This window comes from Pseudomonas sp. Je.1.5.c (assembly GCF_051129895.1).
GTDB classification, from domain to species: domain Bacteria; phylum Pseudomonadota; class Gammaproteobacteria; order Pseudomonadales; family Pseudomonadaceae; genus Aquipseudomonas; species Aquipseudomonas urmiensis.
Map to the genome: position 1 here is coordinate 1 of NZ_JBCPSP010000115.1, position 286 is coordinate 286.

General features: G+C 66.4%; 1 protein-coding gene. It reads right to left on the bottom strand.

Features of this window, described 5'->3' with window-relative positions:
- Nucleotides 1-286 (bottom strand): DUF6531 domain-containing protein (locus tag AAZU54_RS27370; RefSeq protein WP_434727905.1); only part of this gene is annotated, 286 nt, incomplete at both ends.

The window sequence follows — 286 nt, forward strand, 5'->3', positions numbered from 1 at the left end:
CAGCACCAGGCCTTCGATGGCGTCGTAATGGTGCTTGCCGATTTTCGGCAGCGGGTAGGCGTGGCTGCGACCGTCCGCGGCGTGGTAGAGCACGCCCTGCTTGAGCACATCGAGGCAGGTCGAGAACGGCGTGATCCAGCGGGCGCCGAACACGCCACGGTCGAGCGCCGCCAGGCTGGAGCGGTAGGTGCGTGACCACTGCAGCGCAAAGCAGCCGGGCAAACTGAAATCGGTGTGGGTGAGGGTTTCGCTGCCACGGGCGAAGCTGATGCTGCGGCAGGTCGAG